Raw genomic sequence first — 20,605 nt, 5'->3', positions numbered from 1 at the left:
AAAGTTAGTTGGCTTTAGTTTCAAAAAATCTTCTTGTCAGGTCAATAGTTAATCATTATCCGTCCTTTATTTAGGAGATATCAAAAAAACAGGAGCCTTCTTCGGGACTCCTGTTTTTTAAATATTATTGGCTGCCGTTTTTCTGCAGAACTTTCAATCCAGAACCCATATCGGATGCAAGTACATAATTGCGGTCTACGAATACACCCCAAATGTTAGATTTGCTTGGAATATAGACACCAATTTCTTCCGGATTGGACGGGTCTGTAATATCAACTGTTCTTACACCCCCAGCATAATGTGAGAGATATAATGTGTTCCCCTGAACCTTTGGATCATGGACCGTTGCTCCTCCTGGAATCTTCTCAGTAAAGTCGGTTCTAAAAGTGCTTAGAAGCTTTGGATCTGTCTTATCTTTGATATCATAAATCATTGTGTAGCCGTATGCACTCTCAAAGCCCTCTCTGGTTGGGCCAAACACCTCCCTTGTCTCTATAAGGACATTTCCTCCTTTAGCTAAATCCATCGAATGGGCTGCTCCCTGAACATCATTGGCGAAATCGGTCCTGCCCAGATAAACTGGATTTTTGGCATCACTAATATCAAGCATGATTGTTCCTAAATCCCAGTACGAAAGGAAAGCTGTTTTCCCAGTTCCATCTGTTTTAACGCTATGAGCAAACGCTGCCCTTTGAATTCCTTCTTCATCAGTCCAATTATACCCATCATAATTATCATCGTTCACTTCAGGTATATAATTGCGCGGATTAAATTCATAAATTGTTTGAGGCGTTGAAGGATTTGTAACATCTACAATATTAACATCCATTTTTTCACCATGAGAATACAGATCGGCATAGCAATTTGCCGTCAGCACATAAACATTATTTCCTTGAACGGTTAGGTAAAGTTCATGTGTTCCCCTTGCCCCCGATGTATCTTCCCAGAATCCCAGTTCCTTTGGTTCCCGAGGGTTTGTGACATCATATAATACAAATCCTCCTTTTGCATTTGGGTTGGTGCGATCTACCTTTTGAACACTGACTGCAGCCAAATCACCTTTAAAGTGCTTCGTATTAACAGTTTTTACAATTACTTTTTCCTGCCAAGTCCCTGGAATATGAGCAAATGACGACACTTCTACAGGATTTGAAGGCTCTTTCATATCAAATACACGTACTCCCCCTTCACCCCCATTTTTGGTATGTGTACCTACATAGGCAAAGCCTTTATGCGCATAAACATCACCCGATGAATTTTGTACTCCCTCTTTCACTTCTTTTAGCGGAACAGACGCTACTTCTTGAAGATTACCTGTATTTTTGCTGCCCTCAAGCAATGGAACAGCTAATTCAACACCGGCCAGACTATCACCTTTTTCAATACCTCCGCTGAATTCATCATGTGCAAGTGCTGCTGGGCCTCCTGCAGATAGGACAAGAGCTCCCGCTAATGCAGTTTTAATTAAAACTTTCTTTTTCAAATGTATTCCCCCTAATATAATTTAGCTATGTAGTCGGTACGCTAAGTTTAAGTGTCCCGAAATACTGCATTTTTTATATTAAAGAAAATTCAGAATTTTTAAAATCAGCAAATTCTCCTATATTTTCTACAAAATATGACTCATCCTCTTCCCTCCTATATAACTAGTGAAATATTGGAATATGAGGTTTACACTAATTATGCCAGTTTTTGCGTATTTCTTTTGACCCCCACAAAAGAAAAACACCTTCCAATGGAAGATGCCTAAATAAATTTATCTCCTGCTTTTCAACTTTCTTTTTACAGCCGGAACAACATATTTTTTCACTAATGAAGCACCGTTTTTTACAATGAATGCTTTTATTAATCTTTTCAATGCCATGAACGGATCCCTCTTTTCGGTTTAAACAGTACTTTATATACTTTACCTTTTTAGTATGTCCGCTAAACATTGAATGAAAAAACAGCCCTTGAGGCAAGGGCGTTCTGCTGATTATAAAGGAAGCAGGGATATTTTCTCTTTTTCCTTCAGCTGATCAATCATTCCAAACCACTCCTGCGGTTTTGCCGATAGAACAGCGTAATATTCAGTAAGGAAATTAATAACCAAGCCAGAAGGAATTTCTGTGATTTCTTCTTCAGCTGGCATGAAGCAAAAGTCAAGTCCCTTAACTGCTTCCCCATCGTTTTTCCAAGAAGGATGAAGATAAGGAAAATCAAGCTTTTTATAGCCCATATGAGACAAAACCTCACGGCGGACGAATGGGTTCATTGGCTTGGCACCGCCAAATTCATGGTCTTCAATCCCATAAGGATCATAAATTTCTGCAAACATGCCAAATAGCTCTTTACCATTTTGGCGGGCTAGTTCATCCAGATCCTTTGATCGATTTCGTGCAAGGAAACGGCCAAGGCTTAGGCCCTGACGGCCAATGATGGTAAAATCAGTCATGGCAATATTCCATTGCGGATAGTAGCGATATTCGGTAGCACCAACCACATCACCTTCATGAACAGCCGCAAACACACGAATTCCCGAATCTTCAAGAGGTTCCTTCCACAATTCAAACTCAAGTACTTCTTCAGGAGGAAAGACTTCTTTCATTAACTCATGCATTTTAACAAAAAGCGGATCATGAATACTCGTAATTCTGATATATTCCAATGTACTATCTCCTTTGCCGCTTAAACCTTAAATGGATTCTTCCACTCCATTAAGGCACCGTAATTAAGTGACTCTTCATCTTCTAAATAATTTTCTGCAACAGTAAGCGGAGTTCGGCCGCACCTTAGCAAAAATGTGATAACCGGATCTTTCTTTCTCCCATCGATCAATTGCTGAAGATATTCCTGGGCAGACAAATCATGGGCGAATTTATGGTAGCCAGGCATTCGCCCCCCTCCAAGCAAGCGATCGAGACCCAGGCTTATGACAACCTGATACATAGCCTGCATCATTAATTTGCCCAGCCCAAGTTTTCGGAACTTGGGGCGGACACTTATATCAACAATATATAATGTTTTGCCATGAGGACTATGATTGCGAATATATCCGCTATCGGTTATTTCTTCCCATGTATGTTCTGGGTGTGAGGGATCAAAATCAACAATCAGCCCGGTTAAAGACCCTGCTAATACTCCTTCAACCTCGATGCATAGTGCGCCATCCGGAAAGAGTTCCACATGGTTAGTTAATTGCTCCTTATTCCACCATAAATCTGAAGGAAAAGGCGGCGGAAAGCATTCTGCCTGAATGTCAATTAACTGATCAAAATCCGCTTTAGTGTAATTCCTGATTACAGCTGGCACCGGCTTATCCCCGTCAAACACATAAAATTCGCTTCTATATGCCATTTTTCATCCTTCGATATTTTCTTTTTCCCAGTCTACATACAAATCAGTTCTGCGGTCGCGCCAAGTCGTAACAGAACCGCGTTCGCGTACTTCATATAAAAGGCTAAGGTCAAGATCGGCAGTCACAATCATATCGTCATTCAACTCGCCTTCCACCATAATCCCCTTTGGCGGAAATGGAATATCATTCGGTGTAATGACGGCTGCCTGGCCGATATTGGCACGCATAAAGTCGACAGTAGGCAGGGAACCGATTGTTCCTGTGACCACAACATAAACCTGATTCTCAATAGCTCTTGCATGGCTTGTATAGCGGACACGGTGGAAACCATGCCGGTCGTCTGTGCAGGAAGGACAGAAAATAACATCTGCTCCTTTTGCTTTTGCCATACGGACGATTTCCGGAAACTCAATATCATAGCATGTCAGAATGGCTATTCTGCCTTTATCTGTATCGAATACTCGGAGGCCTTCGCCAGGTGACATATTCCACTCATGGACTTCAGTAGGAGTGATATGCAGTTTAGCCTGTTCTTCGATCCGCCCATCCGGATAAAATAAATGAGCGGCATTGTAAAGGCGGCCATCTCTGTTAATAACGTGTGTACCGCCGATTATATGCATTTTTGTATCTTTAGCAAAATTGGAAAATAGCATTTTATACTGCTCTGTAAAACCAGGCAATTCATTAATCGTCAGACTTGTCCCCTGCTCGCTTCCTATGGACAAAAGCTGTGTGGTAAAAAATTCAGGAAATAAGACAAACTCCGATCCGAACTCCTGGGCAGTTTTAATGTAATGCTCACATTGACTGGCAAACTCTTCAAATGAACGAATGGTGTGCAGATGATACTGCACAGCGGATACACGAATTTTCAATATACTCCCCCTCATCAGAAAATGTATAGATGAGTTTCACTCTATCTTTAAAAAATTATCAATGATTTTCCTGCATAGCACAATACTTTTTTAATCGGATTACGAAATTTTTTAATTAACACTATTTTATTTTACAAACCAGACTTTTTGAATTTTATCTTCTTTAATTTCATACATCGCTATTGCATAAATAGACTGTCCGTTCGCCCTTCCAGTAACATATTCATAATCAATCACTATATTTCCTTTTACCATTCTGGAAATCAGCTCAGCATGCTGATTAGGATTGTTTTTAAAAAGCTGGCTGTACCTCTCCCCCATTTTTTCTTTTCCCCTATACATAACCTCGTCCCCAGGGAATGTTATAACTGTTACATTATCACTATATACCCCCAAAAATTCATCAATGTTCTGCTGGTTATAAGTATCCAGCTGCTGCTGAGCTAGCCTTCCTGTTATTTCTTTCAAATGGGCCGCCGTCTTTCCAATGTTTTTCTTTCTATCCTAAGGATTTATGGCATGCCGGTCTGGTTTTGTGCCAGAAAAAAAGCATTACTCGTAAAAGTAATGCCTTAAGTCTCTATTTTAATAATTTGCTTAATCCTGATATAAGCCCAATACCTTTTTTAAAATCATTGTTTGCTGCATTGAGTACTTTTAAATAGAGGCTTAAGAGGGAAGCGTTCTGTTTCTTTAATTCAGCTACCTCTTTTCGGGTTGTTTTTAATTCGGACCTTATTGCCTCCATTTCTTTTTGCAAGGAAACGAGTTCACTATTTTCGGTGTCTGGAATCTCTTCGATATCTGCTCCATCTTTATCTTCAGGCGGCTTTTGGGAGATTTCTGCGACCAGTCCCATAAGGGAATCATCCTTCAAAATCTTATTGGCCATTTTAAATAAAGATCCGAAATTGATATTATTTTTATCCTTCAGTAAGGTTGCTGCTAGTTTTTCTACAGCATCAGAATTATAACCATTTGGAATGTTTGCCGGTTTTTCAGATGAATTCTGCTGTTCTGGTTTATTTTCCTCCATATTTATCCCGTCCTTCTTCGTTTTCACTCACTATTCTATGAAACTGCACTATATTTGGAATAGACAAACATACAAGATTAAAAGATTTTATGGATTTTTTTTATATGAAAAACCCTGGAAATATTCCAGGGTTTTTGTAATTTGGCTTTAAGCGTCATTTGCGGAGCATCCCAAAAGGCTGCAAATAGCCTCCACGATGGCACCTTCTGCTGAAGGTACGAGAATACTTGCCAAAAGCAATACAACGGCTAAAAGAATGACAATTAACACCGTTAATGGTTCTACCATGATGATATCCCCCCTTTAAAGTCATTTAGCAAGGGAACCCTTACGTAGACATGTTATGTTTAAGATTTGGACATGCTTAAACTACTATCCTGTACTGAAAAAAAAGGGCGCTATTCCATGGGGGATAACACTTTCGAAAAAAGGGCCATCATATAAATATTTAAAATTTTACTGCGAAGCTATTAGAATTATGATTTTTTCATCAGTTCTAAGGGGAGTTTGAGGCATTCATGTAAAACTATATAACTATATGTAACAAAAGCTGGCCCCCGTGACAGAGAGCCAGCCTATCATTTACTTCTTTTTCAATTCATTTGCCAGAAATTCAACATCCGTTCCAACAATAACCTGAAGACTGGTTTTGCTGAGCTTTATTACCCCTTTTGCCCCCAGCTGTTTTAAATGCCCTTCATCAATCAGGGCTATATCTTTTACCTTTAAACGAAGGCGGGTTACACAATTATCGATTTCTTCAAGATTTTCTCTGCCGCCCAAAGCCTCCAGATAAGCATCAGCAGCTTCAGCATAGTTGCCTTTTATAGCGAAATTCCCTTCAAATTCACCTTCAATTTCATCTTCCCTTCCCGGCGTTTTTAAATCCAGTTTCTTGATTAGGAAATAGAAAACCACAAAATACAGCAGACCATAGAGGAGACCAATTCCAGCAAGCAGTACTGGCTTCTGGGCAATGCCGAAGTTTAGAAAATAATCCAGGGCGCCTGCTGAGAACCCGAAACCATGGTGAATATCCAGCGCATAGGAGATGGACATAACCAAACCCGTTAAAATAGCATGTATAAAATATAGTACCGGTGATAAGAACATAAATAAGAATTCAATCGGTTCTGTAATACCGGTCAGGAAGGAAGTAAATGCAAGTCCTGCCATTGCACCTGCCACTGCTTTCCTTCTTTCCTTTTTAGCTGCTGCAACCATGGCAAAAGCAGCACCCGGCAGACCAAACATCATGATCGGGAAGAATCCTGTCATGAAAATTCCTGCAGATGGATCTTTTGCAAGGAAGCGCCATAAGTCACCTTTAATGACATCACCGGCTGCATTAGTAAATTCCCCAAACTCAAACCAGACAAGCGTGTTCAAAATATGATGGAGCCCAACTGGGATTAATAATCGGTTGAGGAATCCGAAGACTCCAACACCTGCGGCACCTGCACCAATAATCCAATCGCCCACACCGTTAATGCCTGCCTGGACCGGAGGCCACACATACCCGAACAAAAATGCAATAACAATCATTACAAGTGATGTGATAATTGGCACAAACCGTTTTCCTCCAAAGAAACCAAGCCATTCCGGCAGCCTAATATCATGATATTTATTGTATAATAGCCCTGCAATAATACCGGAAATGATTCCCCCAAAAACACCCATATTGACCGTTTCGTTTATCGCCGCGGCACCTTCAGTCAGCACAAAATAACCCACTGCACCTGCGAGGGCAGCGGCCCCGCTGCCATCCTTAGAAAAACCGATGGCAATCCCGATGGCAAACAAGAGAGCCAAATGTCCAAACACAGCATTCCCGGCTGCAGATATAAACGGAATGCCTAAAAGATCATCCTGTCCCAGCCTAAGCAAAAGTGCAGCAGCAGGCATGACTGCAATCGGCAGCATTAAAGACTTGCCAATCCTTTGTAAAAACCCCAACATTTTTACACACCTCTTTCTGCATGGATTATTACATAATATGAACAGGCTTTATAATTCAGTACCAGGCACCATCAGTATTATGCCGACCCGCCATATAATAAAAAAAGAACCTGGGGCATTTTGCCGCCAAGTTCTTTCCTCGAGTTTAATAGAGTAAATATTCCTCACGTGTCTTTTTGAATTGTTTTAATTCTTTCTGCCATTTGGAGGAGATTTCTTCAACTGGCTTCCCTTCCTCAATGTCTTCACGGACCCAGCCATTGCCCATCAGATTGTCAAAGAATGAAATCCCTGCACTGTTCTCTGCACGGAATTCGAAGTCTTCCGGATACATATCATGGATCGCCTTTACAATATGAAGTCCGGTCTCGACAGGCTTGAATGCATCGCGATGTGTAACATGAATCTGAATCCCATGGGAAAGCTGTCCTGCATGCTTAGAGAAGCTTGGTGTAAACGAAGCAGCTCTGAAGGTTACCCCTGGAAGATTCAGACTGTTCAAATGTCCAGCCAATTCATCAGAGTTTATAAATGGTGCTCCAATTAATTCAAACGGCTTCGTTGTTCCGCGCCCCTCAGAAACATTCGTCCCTTCAATCAATGCAGCTCCCGGATATACTAAAGCAGTTTCTAAAGTGGGCATATTTGGAGACGGCATGACAAACGGAAGGCTGGTGTCATCATAATACATATTTCGCTTCCAGCCATTCATTTTGACAACAGTTAAATCTGCACCAATTTCGAACTCATCATTGAATAATTCGGCCAGTTCACCTACAGTCATCCCATGCCGGAGCGGGATCGAATAATTCCCCACAAATGAGGAATACTTCATATCGAGGACTGGTCCTTCAACCTTTGTTCCACCTTGAGGGTTTGGCCTGTCCAGCACGATAAAAGGGATATTGTTTTCTTTTGCTGCTTCCATCGCATATGCCATTGTGTAAATATACGTGTAAAAACGTGTTCCAACATCCTGGATATCAAACAGAAGCACGTCTATATTTTCCAGCATTTCAGGTGTAGGCTTTTTGGTTTTTCCGTATAAGCTGTAAACAGGAAGCCCTGTCTTTTCATCGATATAATACTCAACGTATTCTCCCGCCTGTGCACTTCCGCGTACTCCATGTTCCGGGCCATATAAAGCTGTTAACTCCACATCGGGATCATTGTGCAGAATATCGACAATGCTGTTTAAATTCTGGTCTACCCCAGTCGGGTTTGTGATTAAGCCCACTCTTTTCCCTTCTATGAGATCCTTCTTATCATCTAAAAGAACTTCAACTCCAAGCTCGAATTTCTTTTTCTTGCCTTTTCCTTTGCCATTGCCGTTATCTGCAAGCACAACTGTTAAAGAAGAAAGTACGAGAATCATTGTCAAAAATCCCATAAACCATTTCTTCATATATATTCCCTCCTTGATCAGAAAAGCGGAAGCTCCCTGCCCACCCCCTAAACCTCGAGGGGGAAGGCCCTGGAGCAAGACAATTCTCAAATTCTTAAGATTGAAGGTACGCTCAAATCCCTTAGGCTTCCTGTACCCTCTCCTATTCATAAATAGCAGAGTGCCTAATAGCTCAATCCATGGCCAAATTCATATAATATACTGCCATCTGTACCCGGAATTGTTACAGGCAATTTACCTGAAGGATTTACCTGGCCAAAAACAACTCCTGCAGATGCATCAAAGCTTGCCGTCCTGAATCCGTATTGTGCAATGTAGGCATCAACTTCCGGATAAGCCATGATGTCATATGGGTTACGGATGCCAACCGAAATGACTGGAGCTTCTGATTCCGCAATGATGGAATTAACCATTTTCATCTGAGCGCTGTCCGGTGAGCGGCCTGAAACATTAAACGTATAGGAGCCCACAATAACTGCACTGGCATTCCTGATTTGCTGCTTTTGTTCTTCCGTTAATGCAAAGCTTGAGGTCTGGATGACCGTTGTGTTTGCATGAAACTTGGTGATTGCGTTCTTTAAGTCTGCAATATACGTATTGCCGACAACGACAATTTTATCTTCAGCAGATAATTGTAACGGCAGTGCATCTCTTTCATTTTTAACCAATGTGACTGAACGTTCAGCTGCTTCTTTTTCTATTTGTTTATGTTCTTCTGATCCAACAATCTCACGTGCGTTTGCAATTTTTTCATCAATCGGCTGTGGTGTCTCTTCTTTAATTATTCCCCGCTTAATTTTCAGAATTAAAATGCGTTCAACTGATGATTCAATGCGTTTTTCTGATATTTCTCCATTCTCCACAGCATTCAATAGCCCCTCCGCAACTTCTTGAAGTCCAACAGGCATTAGCACAATATCTGTTCCAGCTTTAACTGCCCGAATAGCCGCGTCAACTGGTCCAAAATGTTCCGCGATGGCATTCATATTCATTGCGTCTGTTGTAATGACACCCTCATAGCCCATTTCTTCCCTCATAAGTTCTGTCAGCACTTTATGGGAAAGAGTGGCCGGAACTGCAATTTTTTCACCCGTTTTTTTCGAGATTGCTTTTGTATCATCAATCTTAGGGAAGGTAACATGTGCTGTCATGATCGCATCAATCCCTGCTTCCATTCCCTTTTGAAAAGGGTACAATTCAACTTTTTTTAGACGTTCTTTGTCATGTGGTACTTCAGGCAATCCAAGATGTGAGTCTACTGCTGTATCTCCATGTCCGGGAAAATGCTTTGCAGTAGCGGCAACACCAGCTGATTGCAATCCTTCGGTATAAGCAACACCCATGTCAGCGACAAGCTGCGGGTCCTCACCAAATGAACGAACGCCAATTACCGGATTGTCGGGATTATTATTTACATCCATGACAGGTGCAAAGTTCATATTAATGCCTAGTGATGCAAGTTCCTCTCCAATCGCCTTGCCTACCTTTCGGGAAATTTCCTCAGAACGGGCAGCTCCTAATGCCATATTGCCAGGCATGTCCGTTCCTGATTGAAGACGTGTAACAATTCCGCCTTCCTGGTCAATCGTCATCAATAAGCCGAATTTATCGGCAGCTTTCTGATAGTCTGAAACCAGTGTGGCTGTCTGTTCTGTTGTCACTACATTTTCACGGAATAAAATGACCCCTCCAAGATGATATTCTTTTACCAGCTTCTCAATTTCCGGCAGCATTTCAGTGACATTTTGTCCCTTCCAGGTGCGGAAATCAGGCATCAGCATCTGGCCGACCTTCTCTTCAATGGACATGTTTTTCACTGCTCGGCTAATGAGATCATACCGTTTCCCATGCTCCTTAATGATTTTCACTTTAAAAACTGGCTTGCTATTGCTGTGCTTTTTGCCATCAGGTTTTATTTGAAGTGCAATACGGTCCTTATATACTCCGTCTGTTACACTAATGAATGTTTTTCCGGGCTTCCCCATTAAGGTGATATTCCCAGCCTGATCAACTGCTGCAACATTTTTATTTGAAGATTTCCATTTCACACCATCTGAAACTCCCATGAAATGTCCTTCTTTATATACATGAAGCGCCTTTAATTGAAATGCATCTCCACTATTCTCTGTGCTGACTTCAGGCACATTCTGAAGGATGATTAAATCCTTTGCTGCACTTTCTGCAGATGCTTGCTTCAAGGTTCCTCCGATCCATAACTGTGAAACGGCAAGTGTAATTGCGAGAAGGGAAATGAACATTAATTTACGGGCTTTAACCATTTCTTCCACCGTCCTTACTGCATTTATTTCATATGCACTTAAGCTTACTTTTCACTAAAAAATCGAATGCTAGTAATTTCTTTTTTTCCACCCGTTTCCTGAGAAGGCAGGTGTCACTGTTTGGCCATCTGAAAGCCTGAGTTTTACATTATCAACATACCAGCCTCTTCCGTTTACTGTACTGTCTGTCTGGTATCGGAATCGAATGTGGGAGGTTTCTGCAGGAATCGTTAGTTTTTCGTTTTTCCAATCGATGCTGCTGCCTGTTAATGGCTGTGCCGCCTGTGTCCAATTGACGCCATCCTCTGAGACCTCTACAAAGGCCATATCCGCATTGTTTTCAGTTCTGTACCAGGTATCAAACGACAGGACCGCCTCTTCTTCGAGATCCATTTTTGCCGTTAAATTATGTTGAATTTTATCTCCATATCCTGAGAACCAGGCATCTCCTTTTCCAGGGATTGCAACAGGAATGGAATCTGCTACTTGTCTTGCAAATCCTCGCCTTGCAATATTCGTTGTAACTGTATTTCTTGATGGATGGACACGATTTGTTAAGAGAATCGCAATCGTGCCATTATTCCGGTTTATTACAATGGATGTTCCAGTGTACCCTGTATGCCCAAGCGATGTTCCCTCTGATAAAGCATCCATGAACCATCCCTGACCAAGCTCCCAGCCAAGTCCATGATCATCACCGGGAAATTGGGGAATCTGGTTTTGAATCAGCATTTTCACCGTCTCTTCCTTTAAAATCCGCTTGCTGCCATAACGCCCATCATTCACATACATATGGGCAAGTTTAGCAAGATCGGATGCAGTGGAAAAGACACCTGCATGTCCGGCAACGCCATCAAGGGACCAGGCATTTTCATCATGAACTTCCCCCCAGACTAGGCCCCTGCCGATAGCAGGCTGATATTCCGTGGCTGCAATCCGATGTTTCAAAGATTCAGGAGGATTATACATCGTATCCTTCATACCGAGGGGCTTGGCTATGCGGTTTTTCACAAACTCATCCAGGCTTTGTCCTGAAAGGCGTTCGATTAGTGCACCGAGTGTAATCATATTCAAATCGCTATATGTATACGCTTCACCCGGTTCATTGGCCAATGGATATTTAAAAACGATTTGCATGCGATCATTTCTGCTGCTTCCTTGTGAATATAAAGGAATCCATGCAGTAAAACCTGAAGTATGTGTCATCAGCTGGCGAATTGTTACATTTTCCTTGCCGTTTTCAGCAAACTCGGGGATATATTTCGCAACAGGATCATCCAGTTGAAAGCGGCCATCATCATACAATATCATCGCAGCAGTCGTTGTAAAAATCTTACTGATTGAAGCCAGATCAAAGATTGTATCTTCCGTCATTTCAATCGGATTCTGCGCTTCAGTGAATTTATCATCCGTATAGCGGTAGGAATATCCGTATGCATCATGTTTGACAATATGGCCCCGCCTTGCTACAAAAGTGACAGCACCCGGCATTACTCCTTCTGAAATCATCTCTTCCATAAGTGGATCGATTTCATTGAGCGGTTGCTGAACCATTCCAGCTCCCGCCGCTGAACCTGGATGAAGAATAGGGGAAATCGGCCCAGGGCGATCCCATGAAAAAATCGGATGAATTTTGTATTTCACATCTTTATTATTCTTCATTTCCATTGTTGGCTTAACTCCTTCCGCGCTCTGCGCAGATACCGGATATGCTGCCGGAATAAAGAGTGATGTGCTAAGTGCTGCAGATAGCGCAACAAGCTTGGTTTTATTTTTCATACTGCCTCCTTTAATTTTATGAACTTTCATCAGCCAATAACCTCCTTTATGTTTGAAAGGGTTTACATACTGTAAGATTAATAGAGATAGAGTATAGTTGTCTATACCACATAAGTCCTGTTCTAGTTAAAAACTTCCATATATTTAATTAAATCGATAGTTCTTTTTGACTGTTCTGAAAATTTAGCATTTCACCTTTTGACTCTCATGATTTGTTTGCAGAATTCCCAGCTTTCTATGTAAAAATGAATGCTTGTTTGCTAGTTTCTAATATTCTTTGCATTTTTCCAGGTTTGTTTGATGAAACAGTATTTTTGCATAGGTCTCCATTTAGACAAAAAAGCAGAATCCATTACGGATTCTGCTTTATCTTTGGAATTGCACATTATGGAGACCCGCGAAGATCCCGCCTTGTTCTATTAACTCATCATGTGTACCTTCTTCGGCTATGCCGTCTTCTGTAACCACCACTACTCTGTCTGCATTTCGAATGGTTGCAAGCCTGTGGGCAATCACAAGTGTAGTGCGGTTTACGGCAAGCTCATTCAACGCAGTTTGAATAATCTGCTCTGTTTCTGTATCCAATGCCGATGTTGCTTCATCCAAAATCAAAATCGGCGGATTTTTCAGGAACATTCTTCCAATGGCAATTCTTTGTTTTTGTCCGCCAGACAGTTTTAATCCCCGTTCCCCAATTTGAGTTTCGTAGCCATCCGGAAGAGATGCAATGAAGTCCTGCAGGTGAGCTTTTTTCGCCGCGTCCGCAATCTGCTCGTCTGTTGCCCCAAGCATTCCGTAAGCTATATTTTCTTTCAGTGTACCGGTAAACAGGAAGACATCCTGCTGAACAATGCCGATTTGTGATCTCAGTGATTTTTTCGTCATGTCCCTGATATCCATGCCATCGATCTTAATGCTTCCGCTATTTACATCATAAAAGCGTGGAATCAAAGAACAAATCGTTGTCTTTCCGGCACCTGAAGGTCCAACAAAAGCAACTGTTTCACCTGCTTTTATTTGAAGGTCAATCCCCTGAAGCACCGCTTTATGCTTGTCATAACTAAATGCTACATCTTGAAAGCGGATATCTCCCCTTAAGGATACAACCTCAATGGCATCTTTTGCATCCTCAATCTCTGGCTCCGTATCAATAATTTCCAAAAAGCGTTTGAAGCCAGCCATTCCTTTTGGGTACAGTTCCATCAGGGCGCTAATTTTATCAATCGGTTTTAAGAGCACATTCACATAAAGCACAAATCCAACCAATTCTCCATATGATAGCTGCCCGTTGAAGCTCAGCCAGGAACCGTACACAAGAACAATCAGCGTAACTAATCTGGTCAGCATATAGACTCCGGAAGCACTGAAACTCATAATCTTATATGCTGCAAGCTTGGCAAGACGGAATCTGCCATTGTTTTCTCTAAATCTTTTAATCTCATAGCTTTCATTTGTAAAAGACTGAACCACACGCACTCCAGATACACTATCCTCAACCTGGGCGTTCACATCGGCAATTTCACCGTACATCCTTTTCCATGCTTTGTTCATTTTAATATTGCAGAATGTAATCAGCCATACAAGAAAAGGAAGAACAAATATCGTTACAAGAGCTAGTTTCACATTGATTGTCAGCATGATCCAGAATGCACCCACAAACGTCATAACCGCAATAAATAAATCTTCCGGGCCATGATGGGCGAGCTCTCCGATATCCATAAGATCATTTGTCACCCGGCTCATGATATGCCCTGTTTTGGTATTATCGAAGAAACGGAAAGACTGCCTTTGAACGTGCTGAAAAAGCTGCTGCCTCATATCTGTTTCGATGTTGATGCCCAGCTTGTGGCCCCAATAGTTAACAACAAACTGGAGAAGTGTGCTGGTCAAATAAAGAGCAAGCAGACCGGCACTTACAGAAACAATCATGGACCAATTCCCGCTTGGAAGCAGGCTGTCGATAAACCACTGAACCGCAAGAGGAAAGCCCAATTCAAGAATTGCCACGAATACCGCGGAACTAAAATCAAGAATGAATAGGCGCTTATGCGGCTTATAGTAGCTAAAAAACCGTCGGATCATCATAATCTCCTTTTTCTGAAAAAATCAAACATAATAGGATTATAAATTCACCAGGAATATATTACAAGAAAAACCCGTCCCTATATATTTCTGGAACGAGTCTGAAAGTTAGAGGTCCATTATGGCTTAAATTCTTAAAAAGGCCGATGTAATCGTCCTTCGCTGATATTTAGATTCTAGATTTGAACTGAACTTTCCGGATCATTTGATTGATTACCTCTGAAATGACAAGTCCGACTGCGATTGCCCCGGATATCATGAATGCCTTCGCAGCCAGCTGTATTGCCGTATTATAATCATTTTCAACAAAATTCCGCATTGCATCATAAGCAATCCCTCCTGGGACCAATGGAATGATGCCGGCAACACTGAATATAATAATAGGAGTTTTATACATTTTGGCAAAAATCTGACTGATCACGGCAATGGTAAAAGCAGCAATTAATGACGAAATGACAGCATCATACTGCCAATTGACAAGCCAAATATAAACAAACCAGCCAACCATCCCGACAAACCCGCATTTCAGCAGCGATTTTTTCGGAGCATTGAAAAGCACCCCGAAGCCTGCTGAAGCAATAAAGCTTGTAATCATATGTGTCAACATAAACATACGCATATTCCTCCGCTAATGCATTTAGAAAGTGAATACAAGAGCAATCCCAGCTCCAATGGCAAATGCCGTCAAAAAGGCTTCAGCCCCTTTTGAAAGACCAGAAACAAGGTGCCCGGCCATTAAATCCCTGACTGCATTCGTGATCAGCAGCCCCGGAACGAGCGGCATGACTGAACCAATGATGATCTTATCAAGTTCTGTTCCCGCTCCCGTGTACACAAAGAAATAGGCGATAAGGCCAATTAATAATGAAGCAATAAATTCAGAGAAAAATTTTATCTGGACCACTCTATGTACGTGTATAAAAGAAACAAACCCCAGACCGCCTGCAATCATGGCTGGAATAAAATCTGTCCAGCTTCCAAGGAACATAATTAAAAAGCAGCCGCTTGCAATGGAGGCTGCAAGAATCTGCTGATAAACAGGGAAAGTATAGTCGGCACTTTCAATTTCCTTCAGCCTTTCCAAGGCTTCCTTTCCATCAAGTTCACCGCTGCTGATCCTGCGTGAAACTCCGTTCACTAATGTCACTTTATATAAATCCGTTGACCGTTCTGAAATCCGAATCAGCTTTGCCGGTTCAGTTCCATCCGTTGAAAATATGATTCCAGTTGGCGTCACATAGCTATGCGAGTGCGGTATACCCAGGGAGGCTGCAATCCTGGTCATTGTGTCCTCTACCCGATACGTTTCTGCACCGCCCTGAAGCATGATTTTCCCGGCAAGCAAGCAGATCTCTATTACTTCTATTGTTGGAGGGAATTCATTCCCCATTCTTTCACCTGCTTTACAGATCAAAATTTAAAACCTTCATATATAGGGTTACATCTTAACGGAAATGGTAAACGAAAGAAAGACCTTTTGTCTAAAATTTATATAAAAATGTGCCGTAAACTCCCGCGGCATATTCTAAAAGCAGAAAAGAAGCTGAATAAAAAAAGCGATTATCCCTTGCAGAATAATCACTTCCCCATTATTTCTTCCGGATTCCAAACTGCGCATTAAGCTGACCCTGAATCATTTTTGAACGTGATGCCTGATCGTCTTTTTTCTTTTTTCTCTTTAATTCCGAGCGGATTTCTTCCGTTCGGACTCCCTCCTCCCTTTTGTTGGCTATGTCGATGAGCGTCTCTACATCGCTAAAAGAATATTTCCTGCTTCCGCGTTCTGATCTTTCAGGGAAAATCAATTTTCTCTCTTCGTAATACCGAATCTGCCGTTCACTAAGTCCTGTCAGTTCGCTGACTGTCCCAATCGAAATGACTTTTCTGGTTTTGTAGGATGATTCTCTTTCCAATCATGTCACCTCAATCTAACCATTTTCTTTCATTATACTAATCTTTCAATCACTTTCATCAATCCTGTCAGAAAATCTTACAATACAGCAAAAACAATGTAAGAAAACTTAACATAATACATGAATAAGAGCTAAATTTCTTTTAGAATAAACAAAAACATTAAAGGAAAGAGGAGATAATGAATGCAATATTTACGGAAGGCCATTGAGAAAAAACGGCAATACTTAATCGACCTGCTGGTCAAATCAGGAAGCGAATATCAGCATTCTGAACCGGCTCTGCAAAAGCTGACCTTAACAGAACTTGAGGTAATATTTAAAAAACACAGCAATCAAAGCCGTTATTAATCAGGAGGCCCTTATGGAAACAAAAAATACAATAGATCTGGCGAGAAGGATTATTGAACTCGATTTATTGCGTGATCAGCTGTGGGAAAGTTTAACGGCCGCGGCCGGTGATCATGCTTATGAAATTTTAAGAAATGAACAAAATAGTTAATAATGGAACGCTTGGAAGAGCGTTCTTTTTTATATCTATGTTAAAGTTTTGTAAATTTATAATTCCCCCTTTTTTTGTCATCATTATTTTGGTATCATCCTATTATCGAATCCCGATATCGGTTTTCGAAATTAACAAGGAGGCATTTGCTTGGAAGATAAAATATTGCGAAAGCTGTTCCTGGGGTTTATTCAGATCCATATACTTCACCATGCAAAGGAACACCCTGTTTTCGGCGCCTGGATGGTGGAAGAGCTGAAAGAGCATGGATATAGCATCAGTTCCGGAACATTGTATCCTATCCTGCATTCGATGGAATCAGACGGGCTGCTTCATCAGGAGAAGAAAAATGTAGATGGCCGAATCCGAAAATATTATACTGCAACAGCTAAAGGAATTTCAGTGCTCGAGGAAGCCAGAAAAAAAGCTTATGAGCTTTTTAAAGAGATTAAAGACTAAAGGAGATGCATATGAACAAAAACAGAACTGGCTTAAAATCTTTACTGGAAATATTAATGGTTTCAACAAGGCTTGGACTTACCTCTTTCGGGGGACCTGTAGCTCATCTCGGCTATTTTCACGATGAGTATGTCCGCAGAAGAAAATGGATGGATGAGAAAACCTACGCAGACTTAGTTGCACTTTGTCAGTTTCTGCCCGGACCGGCGAGCAGCCAGGTTGGCATTGGCATTGGTGTTATGAGGGCTGGCGTAGCCGGCGGCATTATGGCCTTCCTTGGTTTCACATTGCCATCTGTTATTGCCCTGATTATTTTTGCCATTCTTCTTCAAGGCATTAATCCCGCGGAAGCCGGCTGGATACATGGACTCAAAATTGTCGCAGTGGCTGTAGTAGCTCATGCGGTTTTGGGAATGGCACAAAAGCTTGTACCTGACCTGCCGAGAAAAACGCTGGCACTGTTCGCGATTATCGCCACACTTTTATGGCAGACAGCCATTACTCAGATAGCGGTCATCCTTATCTCTGGATTTATTGGATTTTTACTCTACAAGAAGCATGCAGATAACAAGGAAGCGCGTATGGAATTCCCCATTTCAAAAGGTTTTGCGATTGGCTGTTTAGTGTTGTTTTTCGCCCTTTTAATAATCCTTCCAATTTTAAGGGAGTTAACCGCATTGGATTGGGTTGCTCTTTTTGACAGCTTTTATCGCTCCGGATCTCTGGTTTTCGGGGGCGGCCATGTTGTCCTACCTTTGCTGGAACGTGAATTTGTCCCAACAGGCTGGATAAGTGAAGAAGCTTTTCTGGCTGGCTACGGTGCAGCCCAGGCAGTGCCAGGGCCGTTATTTACTTTTGCTGCCTATCTTGGGGCAGTGATGAATGGCTGGCAAGGAGGTTTGCTTGCAGCGGCCGCGATCTTCCTGCCTGCCTTTCTGCTTATAGTAGGCACCCTCCCATTTTGGGACACACTTCGCAGCAACCCTAAAATAAAGGGTGCATTAATGGGTGTAAATGCTGCAGTTGTCGGCATTTTAATCGCTGCCTTTTATCACCCAATTTGGACCAGCAGCATCCTGGAGCCGGCTGATTTTGCCTTTGCAGCAATACTATTCAGCATGCTTGTTTATTGGAAGCTGCCGCCCTGGATTATTGTTGTGACAGGTGCCATCGGCGGAACGATATTAGGATCAATAGTTTAAAAACGCATCTAATAAGAAAAGCTGCCTGGATTAGGCAGCTTTTTCTATATCGGTATTTCAAGTACAATTCTTGTCCCTTTAGTTTCTGCTGAATAAACTTTTATGGAGCCGCCCGCAGCTTTTGCTCGTTCTTCCATGCTAAAAAGACCGACTCCTCTGGAGACTTCATTAACATTGAACCCTTTGCCTTTATCTTCAATGACAATACGGATTTCTTCTTCCATCTGCCTGATTGTGACTGCTGCTTCATCTGTTTCAGCATATTTCCTTATGTTTGTCAGGGCTTCCTGAATGATCCTGTAGATGGTGATTTCTTTATTTGAACTAAGACGGGAAGCCAAGTAGCAATCAAAATGGACGTTGATATTGTGATGTTCTGAAAACCGGACCAGGTAGGATCGAATCGCTGGTATCAGACCAAGATCATCAAGCACAGAAGGACGCAGTTCCCATGAAAGGTCTCTCAGTTCCTCAATGATTTCAGCAGCCTCATCCTGCATTTGATCAAGGAGCGGGTGGCTTATTTCCGCCTGAAGCCTATTAATGGTAATCAGATGGCTGTACAAATTCTGTCCTATTCCGTCATGAAGCTCACGAGACAGCCTTTTCCGTTCATCCTCTTGAACATCAATGATTCTGGTCATCATTTTTTGCAGCTCTTCTTCTGCATTTTTTCTTTGCGTGACTTCATGGCGAATAGCAAGATGCTGATAGGGTTTCCCTTTTTCATTAAGGAATGGGACGATTGTGGTATCCACCCAATAATGTGTGCCATCCTTAGCTCTGTTCTTGATCTCTCCTTTCCATACCTTCCCGGAAGAAATCGTCTTCCATAAATCTCTGAAAAATTCTTTGGTGTGGTATCCTGAGTTGATAATTCTATGATCCTGTCCAAGTAATTCTTTCCGTGAATATTTTGAGATGCTGCAGAATTGATCATTCACATAAGTAATGGTGCCTTTCTGGTCAGTAATTGCCACGATGGATGATGCATCCAGGGCAAACTTTAAATCAATCAGCTCGTTTACGGAATTTTTCAGTTCCTCCACAACACGCTTATATTCAGTAATTTCCTTCCGGATCGCCAGGTATTTATATGGCTTTCCTTTGTCATCAATGAAGGGGACGATCGTGGTATCCACCCAATAATAGGTTCCGTCTTTAGCTTTATTTTTAATTTCGCCGCGCCAGACTTCCCCGCTCAAAATGGTTTCCCAAAGGTTCTGCATAAAATCCTTGGAATGGTAGGATGAATTGATAATTCTATGGTCTCTACCAACCAGTTCATACGCAGAATATTTCGACACCTCACAGAACTTTTCATTCACATACGTAATTTTACCTTTTTGGTCTGTAAAGGCCACAATTGTTGATTCATCCAGGGCAAATTGCAGATCAACCAATTCCTTTAATGAATATGATTGCTGCTTTTTTAATCGGGAACGGTCTTTGACTGAATGAAAGACGATTAAATAATAGGTTTCTTCTCCCTGCTTGAAAGAATTAATTCTATAAAAAATGGAAAATACCTGACCATTATGATGCTGGCCATATTGGTGAACCACTTTACCCTCTTCAGTTTCATGCAGAGTGATCTCAGGGAGCAGTTCCTTTAGGCTCTTCCCTTGCAGCTCATTTACCCTGTATCCAAATTGCTTTTGCGCCTGCTCGTTCGCAAAGGAGATGATCCCAAATCTATTAACAAGAATCGTTGCATCACTGGAATCAGGAGCAATCTCTCTCTTTTTCGGCAACTGATTATTCCTGTCCATTTACG

20 protein-coding genes are annotated in these 20,605 nt (G+C 41.7%); 4 read left to right on the top strand and 16 right to left on the bottom strand.

The annotated features are described in order from the left end of the window. Positions 1–124 precede the first annotated feature (124 nt). The 15 genes from DFO72_RS08665 to DFO72_RS08600 form a co-directional block, all read right to left on the bottom strand. Positions 125–1,483 carry an LVIVD repeat-containing protein gene (locus DFO72_RS08665; protein ID WP_113881311.1) on the bottom strand — a complete coding sequence of 453 codons (1,359 nt, stop codon included), beginning with the start codon at positions 1,481–1,483 and terminating at the stop codon, positions 125–127. 492 nt (positions 1,484–1,975) lie between these two features. After that, positions 1,976–2,647: a GNAT family N-acetyltransferase gene (locus tag DFO72_RS08660; protein ID WP_113881310.1), complete on the bottom strand. Its 672-nt coding sequence runs from the start codon at positions 2,645–2,647 to the stop codon at positions 1,976–1,978. A 20-nt stretch (positions 2,648–2,667) separates the two neighbouring features. Further along, positions 2,668–3,336, bottom strand: a complete 669-nt coding sequence (locus DFO72_RS08655) for a GNAT family N-acetyltransferase (protein ID WP_113881309.1) — start codon at positions 3,334–3,336, stop codon at positions 2,668–2,670. A 3-nt stretch (positions 3,337–3,339) separates the two neighbouring features. Continuing rightward, the gene (locus DFO72_RS08650; RefSeq protein WP_113881308.1) at positions 3,340–4,215 is read right to left on the bottom strand and encodes a carbon-nitrogen hydrolase family protein; all 876 of its coding nucleotides are present in this window, start codon (positions 4,213–4,215) and stop codon (positions 3,340–3,342) included. A 126-nt stretch (positions 4,216–4,341) separates the two neighbouring features. Beyond that, the gene (locus DFO72_RS08645) at positions 4,342–4,683 is read right to left on the bottom strand and encodes a nuclear transport factor 2 family protein (RefSeq protein WP_113881307.1); all 342 of its coding nucleotides are present in this window, start codon (positions 4,681–4,683) and stop codon (positions 4,342–4,344) included. A gap of 112 nt (positions 4,684–4,795) precedes the next feature. After that, positions 4,796–5,251 (bottom strand): hypothetical protein, encoded by a 456-nt coding sequence (locus DFO72_RS08640; RefSeq protein ID WP_113881306.1) that lies wholly within the window; start codon positions 5,249–5,251, stop codon positions 4,796–4,798. A 147-nt stretch (positions 5,252–5,398) separates the two neighbouring features. Then, entirely contained in the window at positions 5,399–5,539 is a 141-nt protein-coding gene (locus tag DFO72_RS29395) for a hypothetical protein (protein WP_019381191.1), read from the bottom strand. Between the two features lie 294 nt (positions 5,540–5,833). Then, positions 5,834–7,210: an N-acetylglucosamine-specific PTS transporter subunit IIBC gene (nagE, locus tag DFO72_RS08635; RefSeq protein WP_113881305.1), complete on the bottom strand. Its 1,377-nt coding sequence runs from the start codon at positions 7,208–7,210 to the stop codon at positions 5,834–5,836. Between the two features lie 145 nt (positions 7,211–7,355). Next, a complete protein-coding gene (locus tag DFO72_RS08630; RefSeq protein ID WP_113881304.1) occupies positions 7,356–8,615 on the bottom strand; it encodes an exo-beta-N-acetylmuramidase NamZ family protein in 1,260 nt (419 codons plus the stop codon). Positions 8,616–8,779: 164 nt separating this feature from the next. After that, positions 8,780–10,894: a glycoside hydrolase family 3 protein gene (locus DFO72_RS08625; RefSeq protein WP_113881303.1), complete on the bottom strand. Its 2,115-nt coding sequence runs from the start codon at positions 10,892–10,894 to the stop codon at positions 8,780–8,782. A 69-nt stretch (positions 10,895–10,963) separates the two neighbouring features. Then, positions 10,964–12,703, bottom strand: a complete 1,740-nt coding sequence (locus DFO72_RS08620; protein WP_113881302.1) for a serine hydrolase domain-containing protein — start codon at positions 12,701–12,703, stop codon at positions 10,964–10,966. A 336-nt stretch (positions 12,704–13,039) separates the two neighbouring features. Further along, positions 13,040–14,755, bottom strand: a complete 1,716-nt coding sequence (locus tag DFO72_RS08615) for an ABC transporter ATP-binding protein (protein WP_113881301.1) — start codon at positions 14,753–14,755, stop codon at positions 13,040–13,042. 169 nt (positions 14,756–14,924) lie between these two features. Then, positions 14,925–15,368, bottom strand: a complete 444-nt coding sequence (locus tag DFO72_RS08610) for a threonine/serine exporter family protein (protein WP_113881300.1) — start codon at positions 15,366–15,368, stop codon at positions 14,925–14,927. A gap of 24 nt (positions 15,369–15,392) precedes the next feature. Beyond that, positions 15,393–16,145: a threonine/serine exporter family protein gene (locus DFO72_RS08605; RefSeq protein WP_113881299.1), complete on the bottom strand. Its 753-nt coding sequence runs from the start codon at positions 16,143–16,145 to the stop codon at positions 15,393–15,395. A gap of 199 nt (positions 16,146–16,344) precedes the next feature. Further along, a complete protein-coding gene (locus DFO72_RS08600; protein WP_035329590.1) occupies positions 16,345–16,668 on the bottom strand; it encodes a MerR family transcriptional regulator in 324 nt (107 codons plus the stop codon). A gap of 183 nt (positions 16,669–16,851) precedes the next feature. Between DFO72_RS08600 and fbpA the strand changes: the two genes are divergently transcribed. The 4 genes from fbpA to DFO72_RS08585 all read left to right on the top strand — a co-directional run bounded on the left by fbpA (position 16,852) and on the right by DFO72_RS08585 (position 18,828). Next, a complete protein-coding gene (fbpA, locus tag DFO72_RS08595; protein WP_113881298.1) occupies positions 16,852–17,016 on the top strand; it encodes a Fur-regulated basic protein FbpA in 165 nt (54 codons plus the stop codon). Positions 17,017–17,029: 13 nt separating this feature from the next. Next, positions 17,030–17,167 carry a hypothetical protein gene (locus DFO72_RS29390; RefSeq protein ID WP_166672445.1) on the top strand — a complete coding sequence of 46 codons (138 nt, stop codon included), beginning with the start codon at positions 17,030–17,032 and terminating at the stop codon, positions 17,165–17,167. Positions 17,168–17,317: 150 nt separating this feature from the next. Further along, the gene (locus DFO72_RS08590; protein ID WP_113881297.1) at positions 17,318–17,626 is read left to right on the top strand and encodes a PadR family transcriptional regulator; all 309 of its coding nucleotides are present in this window, start codon (positions 17,318–17,320) and stop codon (positions 17,624–17,626) included. 11 nt (positions 17,627–17,637) lie between these two features. After that, positions 17,638–18,828 carry a chromate transporter gene (locus tag DFO72_RS08585; protein ID WP_113881296.1) on the top strand — a complete coding sequence of 397 codons (1,191 nt, stop codon included), beginning with the start codon at positions 17,638–17,640 and terminating at the stop codon, positions 18,826–18,828. Between the two features lie 44 nt (positions 18,829–18,872). Here DFO72_RS08585 and DFO72_RS08580 read toward each other — a convergent pair whose 3' ends face one another. After that, a complete protein-coding gene (locus tag DFO72_RS08580; protein ID WP_113881295.1) occupies positions 18,873–20,600 on the bottom strand; it encodes a PAS domain-containing sensor histidine kinase in 1,728 nt (575 codons plus the stop codon). Between the last annotated feature and the right edge of the window lie 5 nt (positions 20,601–20,605).

It is taken from the genome of Cytobacillus oceanisediminis, assembly GCF_004366035.1.
Lineage (GTDB): Bacteria > Bacillota > Bacilli > Bacillales > Cytobacillaceae > Cytobacillus > Cytobacillus oceanisediminis_C.
This window is presented reverse-complemented; position numbering and strand designations above follow the sequence as displayed.

Excerpts from the sequence above, each read along its gene's own strand:
- DFO72_RS08640 (WP_113881306.1), bottom strand. The coding sequence starts at position 5,251 with ATGGAGGAAAATAAACCAGAACAGCAGAATTCATCTGAAAAACCGGCA.
- fbpA (WP_113881298.1), top strand. The coding sequence starts at position 16,852 with ATGCAATATTTACGGAAGGCCATTGAGAAAAAACGGCAATACTTAATC.
- DFO72_RS08620 (WP_113881302.1), bottom strand. The coding sequence starts at position 12,703 with ATGAAAGTTCATAAAATTAAAGGAGGCAGTATGAAAAATAAAACCAAG.
- DFO72_RS29390 (WP_166672445.1), top strand. The coding sequence starts at position 17,030 with ATGGAAACAAAAAATACAATAGATCTGGCGAGAAGGATTATTGAACTC.
- DFO72_RS08605 (WP_113881299.1), bottom strand. The coding sequence starts at position 16,145 with ATGGGGAATGAATTCCCTCCAACAATAGAAGTAATAGAGATCTGCTTG.
- DFO72_RS08625 (WP_113881303.1), bottom strand. The coding sequence starts at position 10,894 with ATGGTTAAAGCCCGTAAATTAATGTTCATTTCCCTTCTCGCAATTACA.
- nagE (WP_113881305.1), bottom strand. The coding sequence starts at position 7,210 with ATGTTGGGGTTTTTACAAAGGATTGGCAAGTCTTTAATGCTGCCGATT.
- DFO72_RS08585 (WP_113881296.1), top strand. The coding sequence starts at position 17,638 with ATGAACAAAAACAGAACTGGCTTAAAATCTTTACTGGAAATATTAATG.
- DFO72_RS08615 (WP_113881301.1), bottom strand. The coding sequence starts at position 14,755 with ATGATCCGACGGTTTTTTAGCTACTATAAGCCGCATAAGCGCCTATTC.
- DFO72_RS29395 (WP_019381191.1), bottom strand. The coding sequence starts at position 5,539 with ATGGTAGAACCATTAACGGTGTTAATTGTCATTCTTTTAGCCGTTGTA.
- DFO72_RS08655 (WP_113881309.1), bottom strand. The coding sequence starts at position 3,336 with ATGGCATATAGAAGCGAATTTTATGTGTTTGACGGGGATAAGCCGGTG.
- DFO72_RS08610 (WP_113881300.1), bottom strand. The coding sequence starts at position 15,368 with ATGTTTATGTTGACACATATGATTACAAGCTTTATTGCTTCAGCAGGC.
- DFO72_RS08580 (WP_113881295.1), bottom strand. The coding sequence starts at position 20,600 with ATGGACAGGAATAATCAGTTGCCGAAAAAGAGAGAGATTGCTCCTGAT.
- DFO72_RS08630 (WP_113881304.1), bottom strand. The coding sequence starts at position 8,615 with ATGAAGAAATGGTTTATGGGATTTTTGACAATGATTCTCGTACTTTCT.